The organism is Methanofastidiosum sp. (assembly GCA_020854815.1).
Classification (GTDB): domain Archaea; phylum Methanobacteriota_B; class Thermococci; order Methanofastidiosales; family Methanofastidiosaceae; genus Methanofastidiosum.
This window is the reverse complement of record JAHKLW010000065.1, coordinates 21,732-28,599: the sequence shown is the minus strand read 5'-3', so window position 1 is coordinate 28,599 and position 6,868 is coordinate 21,732. Positions and strand designations below refer to the sequence as shown.

The window sequence follows — 6,868 nt, the reverse complement described above, 5'->3', positions numbered from 1 at the left end:
GGTAGCTTAGAAAAAGATCCTAGCTGCTTCCCAATTGGCTATTTAACAAGAGATGATAAAGTCCAAGTATATCTTAGAATGGAGGATCTTCTTAAGACGCATTTTGGCGTATTTGGGTTTACTGGAGTTGGTAAAAGCAATCTAATTAGTACTATTATTTCAAAACTCCTAAATAAAGCTGAAAGTAATATTAAAATTGTATTATTTGATCTTATGGATGAATATACCGGGCTATTGCTTGATTTATTAATGGACCAAAATCTGGATGCTAATATTATTTACTACGGTGAAAAGAGCTTACCAGGTCCAGTTATAGAATACATCAATAATAAAACTATTTCAGATAAAAAGAACGCCAAAAGCCCTGCTACAAGATTATTTTTGAAAAATCTTCTTTTACCTAAAGGATTGAGGAGTAAGATTGGAACATTTATTAATCCTGTAGAAAAATTATTAGATTCAGGTAGAATTAAAATAATGGCGCCTGAAGATGTCACAGTTCAAGAATTCCTGTCAGAGATATGGGAAGAAAGGATAATGAAAGGTTCCAGAAGTCGGAATATCCAAAATAGCATGGAGGATATCAAAGAGAAAATTGTAGGAAAGTACGGTAGACAAATGCTTACAAAGGAAACTGCAAAAGAGATAATGGATTCGATTATATTTGAAGATCCAGCATTAGATAGAAATTTACAGAAAAAAAATGATTTGACACAAAAAAATCATTTGGATAAAATAGTTTATTCGAATAAGTATCTAAACTCCTATATTAACAACATTAAGTCAGAATTTAGAAGGGCCACATCTAAATCAGAGATTGTTTTAATTGACGATTTAAAAATGACAAAAAGACAATTTATAGATAAATTACAACAGAAGAAAAAAGGATTGTATATAATTACATCATATGACCAAGACCAAATCAGAAGACTTTCAAAAGAGATGGGGGATTACCTTTACGAAGAGAGAAGAAAGAAGGGAATAATTGAACCTAACGTGGTATTTGTTTTCGATGAGGCAGATGAGTTTATACCTCAAACTCCCTCTAGGGACTCTCAAAAAGAGAGTAAAAAAATAATTGAGACCTTAACTAGAAGGGGTAGAAAGTTTGGTATTGGCGTGGGTATAGCGACACAAAGAAGCTCATACCTAGATACAAATATCATGGGGCAACTTCACACATATTTCATTAGTAAACTTCCCAGAGAATATGATAGGAAGGTTGTTGGCGATGCATTCAGTTTAAGTGAGAACGAGTTCATTCAAACTTTCAAATTTTCCAAGGGACAGTGGTTGTTAGTTAGTCATGACGCTTTAGGAATTGACTCTGTTGCTTTGCCAATAAAAACAGAAAATGCAGAGGATAGAATTGTTAGAAATCTTGAATTGATCAAATAACAATATATTTTATTTTTTCGTATAACGTTGAATATACGTAAATAATTCTCAAGAGTATCCTCTTAGAAAGAAGTAATCTTTATATTTCCCTAGACTTTTACTAATTCATGTTTCATTTTGAATCGCGCTTAAAAATTCTAATCATTTTATCCTTATCCGCAATTTTATCCTTCTCGTTGTGGTTTAGTGCTAATGCTGTAATACCTCAACTAACAGAATATTTTAACCTTACAAATTCAGAAAAAAGTTTACTTAGCATAATAGTAACGATAGGATTCATCATCGGCGCCCTTACTTATGCAGTTCTAAACTTGCCTGACGTATTCAAAACAAAAAATGTGTTTGCAGCATCTGCAGCACTTGGAGGGTTAACAAGTTTTATTGTAGCATTTTTTGTTGAATCATTTGCTTTATTGCTTGTACTTAGATTTTTTACGGGCTTTTTCTTGGCAGGAGTATACCCTCCGGGAATGAAACTAGCATCTTCTTGGTTTCAGAAGAAAAGGGGTTTTGCAGTTGGATGTATGGGTGCTTCTCTAGCACTGGGATCTGGGATGCCATACCTTTTTAATCTAACAGGCATACCGGAATGGAGAATCTTGATTAGTTTTTCTGGCATTGCTTCTTTGTTAAGTGCGATACTAATTTTTGTGTTTGTAAAAGAAGGGCCTTACACTGCAGGAACAATAAAATTTAGATTAGAAAACTTAAAAGATATATTAAAAAATGAAAGATTAAAACTAGTAAATTACGGATATTTCGGCCACATGTGGGAATTGTATGCAATGTGGGCTTGGATACCAATTTTTTTAAGGGAATCCTATCTTAAATCTGGAGCAAACGATAATTCAATTCTATTCTTTTCACTAATCACCTTCTTAATATTTCTCTTCGGCTCATTAACAACATTCTTTGGGGGTTTCATTGCTGATAAGATTGGGAAGGCCCAGTTTAACATTTTAATGCTTTCAATAAGCGGTTTCTGTTCTCTAATAATTGGATTTACTTTTGGAGTCAATAACATTGCAATGATTATTATAGCTTTGGTCTGGGGAATGAGTGCAGTTGCAGACAGCCCCCAGTATTCAGGTATGGCTACAGAGGTAGGGGATAAAAAGTATATGGGAACTGCAGTTACGATACAGCTTGCAATTGGATTTTTCATATCAATTATCTCAATTAAACTAATACCCGTAGTTGTTGATATTGTTGGCTGGAAATATGCTTTTTCAATCCTATTTTTAGGGCCGCTTTTCGGATTGATATCTTTAAATAAATTAAGAGGTAATAAGGTGAAATAATAGTGAATCCAACCTTTGATTGTAATATTCGAGAAAATAATAAAAAATTAAATCAAATAATAAGGACAATATTGATTATTGCAGGAACAATTTCTTTAGTACTTGGAATAGTTGGTATTTTTCTGCCTATCTTACCAACTACACCTTTCCTTTTACTTTCTGCCGCATGTTATGCTCGAGGCTCTGATAGATTCCATAGTTGGCTCTTATGTAACAAATTTGTTGGGAATTACATCAAGAATTATAGAGACGGGATGGGGGTTGCATTGAGAATAAAAATAATTACACTCTCTTTTTTATGGGCAACTATATTGATTTCAGCTTTATTTGTAGTTTCGAATATTAGTATCAGGATTATTTTGATTATTATAGCAATTGGTGTTACATTACATATTGCAACTATAAAAACAATGAAAGAAGAAAAACTTAAGGCATAGTGAAAATCATTTGTATTTAGAAATACTTTTATAGTCTCATTGATTAGTACCTCTAATGGAAGAGATTTTTACGAATGTATTTGTCGATAGCGATAAACTTTTTACAAAGAATCTTAAAAAGGGAGAGAAGGTATACGGTGAAAAGCTAGTAGATTTCAAGGGAAAGGAACTCCGTGAATGGAATCCGAAAAGATCAAAACTTGCAGCCGCTGTAATGAAAGGTTATAAGAACCTACCTTTTAAAAAAGACTCAAAAATCCTTTATCTTGGTGCGGCCACAGGGACAACAGTTTCCCACATCTCAGATATTGTAGAAAATGGGAAGATCTTTTCAGTTGAAATCTCTGAAAGAAGCATGAGACAGTTTCTCAATATAAGTGAAGTTAGGGAGAACATCTATCCTATTTTAGAAGATGCTTCAAAACCAAATCTATATTCGGGGCTTATAGAACAAGTTGATTTCATTTACCAGGATGTTGCACAAAAACATCAACATGAAATTTTAATTAAAAATTCTGTATATCTCAAAAAAGGAGGAATGGTCTTCTATTGTGTCAAGGCCAGAAGTATTGATTCAATCAGGGTGCCAGAAGACATATTTAAAGAAGAGATAGAACATCTAGAAAAAAATTTTAACATAGTAGATACAATTAATCTTTCACCATATGAAAAAGATCATATTATTATAATAGCAACACTGAGGTGATTTATTTGGAAAAGGTAAAACTTAGATTGAAACTATTAGTATCATACCTCGAAAATGGAGACATGAAAAAGGCAAGAGAAAACTATCTTCAGATCGCAGAGCATCTGGGGGATACAGAATTCAACAAAGGTTACGCAAAGGCCATAAATGGTATTGTTACCTCTGTGGAAAAAAATGATAGAGATTCAATTATTTGTAAGATTGTCTCAAAGGAATTTGACAAGAGAGATCTTAAAAAACTGTTGCTTGAATCAACAAAAAGAGCATCAGATGCATTCAGAACTGAGGAAGAGAAAGGATTTGAAACTGCCTGGGTAGATGTCCTCTCAATTTATGTTGAAAGAGCAGGCTCTTAGTACTTTATTAAAAGGAACTTTGCCTTCTCTTCGATATAATAAATTCTTTTCAAAAGTTTATTTTTTTCTTCTCTGTCATTGTCATTTCTAAAGTTTGTCCTTTCTAGTTCTGTTCTAAGTTTTGACAATTTTAATACTTCTTTGAAACTGTCTTTTTTATCAAGTTTTTCAGAAAGGAGCCTGTATTCTATTGATTTAATACTCTCCCTAAATTTATTGATGGCAATAGAATCCTCCCTTTCCCTCTCTTCAGAAAACTTTTGCTCAAATTCTTCTAGTTCAGAGTATAATGCCTGAAATCTTTCAGTTATTTTCCTACCCTCTGAGGTTAGTCTTATGAAACGTATTCGTCCTTCTTTGTATGACTCTAATAGTCCTACCCCTTCAAGCTCCTTTAATATATTGAAAACATGGGGATAAATGGAGCCTACTTCCTCTGCAATTACCGTGGGATACCTAGGTTTTTCATTCTCAAGCATGCTAAGTAATATCTCAACTGTCTTTCTATTAAAAAAAAGCTCCTTTAGATTATCCATAAATATTTATTAGCCTATAGCCTTAAAATTATTTGCTTTTTACAATCTAAAAAGTAATCATGCCACAACCAAGTAGGAAAATATTTAAATCAATACCTAAAAATAGCCTATGGGATAAGATGAGTCTTATAGATAGAAAAGGGCCACATATTTGTGTTAATTGCGATAATCTTGTTCAGAAAGATGACGAAAAAGAGATAGGCATATGTTCAATTGCCGCATCCACAAAAACAACCTTTAAAAAATTCTGCCAGAAATGCGATGAACGATCAGCACTTACAGGAGAACTCTGGATATATATTGATGGGGAAGATTGGGGTTAATTTAAGCTTTTAATAAAGTTATAATAAATTTAGTTCCTTTTGGTTTATTATCTTCCACTTTAATTTCTCCGCAGTATCGTTCAATAACTTTTTTAACAATATAAAGGCCTAGGCCAGTACCCCTAGTTTCCCCAAAACTTTCGCCTTCTTCAAATATTTTTGACATATATTCTTCTGGGATTCCTATACCAAAATCCGATAACTCAATAGTGCAGGTTTTATAATCGGGCACTATGTTAATATCTATCCTCTCAGTTTTACCATGCACTACTGCATTTCTTAAAAGATTATCAATAACAGAATTTATTGCTTCATCAGCCAAAACATTACAATCTCCATTAATATAAAATTTAATTTCAGGATAATTCTTAGTAACATTTTCTATTATTTTTCTTAAATCGTAACTCTTGACTTCTCCGCCAGAAGTTAGAGTGTATTCAAGTTCTCTCATCCTTTCAATCAGATTAACACTTTTATCAAGAGCAATTGCAGCTTTCTGCTTCAATTTAGGGTCGGCATCTTTCATTAAATCACATACCGTTAGGACAATAGTTAAATCGTTTAATATATCATGCCTTAATATTTTGTTCAGTACTCTCAGTGTTTCGTTCAAATCCCTTAATTTTATTTCATTGACCATCTCTTTTGTTATATCTTGGAAAGTTCCAGATACTCTAACGGTTTTTCCATTAATCTGATGGGCTTTACCTCTGGCATGAACCCATTTATGATTTCCTTTTGCACTTATAAATTCCAACTTTAAATCATAAGGAGTTCCATTTTCTATTGCTTCGTTTACTGCTTTTTCTATTATTGGCCAAGATTTTGGAGTGTAAAAACTTAAGCTTTTTTCTACATCCGGTTCATAATCAAAATCAACTTCATGTATTCTATATACTTCTTCAGTCCAATTTTGTTTCATTGTGAATACGTCAATCTCCCAACCACCAACCTTTGCAATGAAACCTGTTTCCAGTAATAGATCCTGACTCTTTTCCAATTCACATTCAAGTTCCTTCCTTAGGGAAATGTCTCTTGCTATGCTTATTATAGACTTCTGCCCTTGAAATTGAATAACTTTGCTACTTAATTCAATTGGAATAATTTTACCAGATTTTTTTATATGTTCTGTTTCAAAAAAAGCTTCGCCATTATTAATAAGTTCAATAATCTTAGATTCAACTAGTTTAGCATATTTGGGAGAGTCAATTTGTTTTGGAGACATCTTCAATAGTTCTTCTTTTGAATACCCCAATATTTTGCAAGCCGTTTTGTTAACTTCAAGAAAATTTCCATTAAGGTCATGGATATAAATTGCATCCTTTGCATTGTCAAAAATAGTTTTGAATTTTGACTCACTTTCTCGTAAAGCTTTCTCTGTCTTTTGTATTCTTAAGAGGGATTCGATTCTTGCTATAAATTCCCTAGAAACAAAAGGGCGCTGTATATAACCATCGGCTAGTGATTCAAGTCCTTGTGCTTGTTGATCTGGAGATATTTTAACTCCCGAGACTAAAACTACAAAAGTTCCAGTTAATTTCGGATCAGATTTAATTTTTTTGCATAGTGTAATTCCATCTATATCTGGCATAACTACATCTAAGATAACTAAATCTGGCTTAAAGTCATATATTTTATCAAGGCATTCTTTTCCGCTAGAAGCTTCTTCAAGATCACAATCTAAGGATTTTATTATCCTTGATGTAGCTTCAAGAACTTTGATATCATCATCTACTAAGAGTATTCTAGTCTTAGTCATCGCCTTGCATAAGACTAAAGAATATATAAGCATTATTATATTTCTTGATCGA

8 protein-coding genes are annotated in these 6,868 nt (G+C 32.7%); 6 read left to right on the top strand and 2 right to left on the bottom strand.

Going from position 1 to position 6,868, the window contains the following annotated elements:
* The 5 genes from KO464_08435 to KO464_08415 all read left to right on the top strand — a co-directional run.
* Positions 1–1,398, top strand: a 1,398-nt coding sequence (locus KO464_08435) for an ATP-binding protein (GenBank protein ID MCC7573401.1), incomplete at its 5' end; no start/stop codon positions are given.
* Positions 1,399–1,505: 107 nt separating this feature from the next.
* Positions 1,506–2,699: an MFS transporter gene (locus KO464_08430; protein MCC7573400.1), complete on the top strand. Its 1,194-nt coding sequence runs from the start codon at positions 1,506–1,508 to the stop codon at positions 2,697–2,699.
* Between the two features lie 59 nt (positions 2,700–2,758).
* The gene (locus KO464_08425; GenBank protein MCC7573399.1) at positions 2,759–3,136 is read left to right on the top strand and encodes a YbaN family protein; all 378 of its coding nucleotides are present in this window, start codon (positions 2,759–2,761) and stop codon (positions 3,134–3,136) included.
* Positions 3,137–3,191: 55 nt separating this feature from the next.
* Positions 3,192–3,842: a fibrillarin-like rRNA/tRNA 2'-O-methyltransferase gene (locus tag KO464_08420; GenBank protein ID MCC7573398.1), complete on the top strand. Its 651-nt coding sequence runs from the start codon at positions 3,192–3,194 to the stop codon at positions 3,840–3,842.
* 5 nt (positions 3,843–3,847) lie between these two features.
* Positions 3,848–4,198, top strand: coding sequence for a hypothetical protein (locus KO464_08415; GenBank protein ID MCC7573397.1), 351 nt, complete (start codon positions 3,848–3,850; stop codon positions 4,196–4,198).
* On the opposite strand, the gene KO464_08410 is transcribed toward KO464_08415, so the two are convergent.
* Positions 4,195–4,734, bottom strand: coding sequence for a hypothetical protein (locus tag KO464_08410; protein ID MCC7573396.1), 540 nt, complete (start codon positions 4,732–4,734; stop codon positions 4,195–4,197). The genes KO464_08415 and KO464_08410 overlap by 4 nt on opposite strands.
* Before the next feature lie 119 nt (positions 4,735–4,853).
* Between KO464_08410 and KO464_08405 the strand changes: the two genes are divergently transcribed.
* On the top strand, positions 4,854–5,057 hold the full coding sequence (locus tag KO464_08405; GenBank protein ID MCC7573395.1) for a hypothetical protein: 204 nt from the start codon (positions 4,854–4,856) through the stop codon (positions 5,055–5,057).
* Between the two features lies 1 nt (position 5,058).
* On the opposite strand, the gene KO464_08400 is transcribed toward KO464_08405, so the two are convergent.
* Entirely contained in the window at positions 5,059–6,816 is a 1,758-nt protein-coding gene (locus KO464_08400) for a PAS domain S-box protein (protein ID MCC7573394.1), read from the bottom strand.
* Positions 6,817–6,868 lie beyond the last annotated feature (52 nt).

Bases quoted from the DNA above. Each gene is read 5' to 3' on its own strand.
- KO464_08430 (MCC7573400.1), top strand. From the start codon at position 1,506: ATGTTTCATTTTGAATCGCGCTTAAAAATTCTAATCATTTTATCCTTA.
- KO464_08420 (MCC7573398.1), top strand. From the start codon at position 3,192: ATGGAAGAGATTTTTACGAATGTATTTGTCGATAGCGATAAACTTTTT.
- KO464_08405 (MCC7573395.1), top strand. From the start codon at position 4,854: ATGAGTCTTATAGATAGAAAAGGGCCACATATTTGTGTTAATTGCGAT.
- KO464_08400 (MCC7573394.1), bottom strand. From the start codon at position 6,816: ATGACTAAGACTAGAATACTCTTAGTAGATGATGATATCAAAGTTCTT.
- KO464_08410 (MCC7573396.1), bottom strand. From the start codon at position 4,734: ATGGATAATCTAAAGGAGCTTTTTTTTAATAGAAAGACAGTTGAGATA.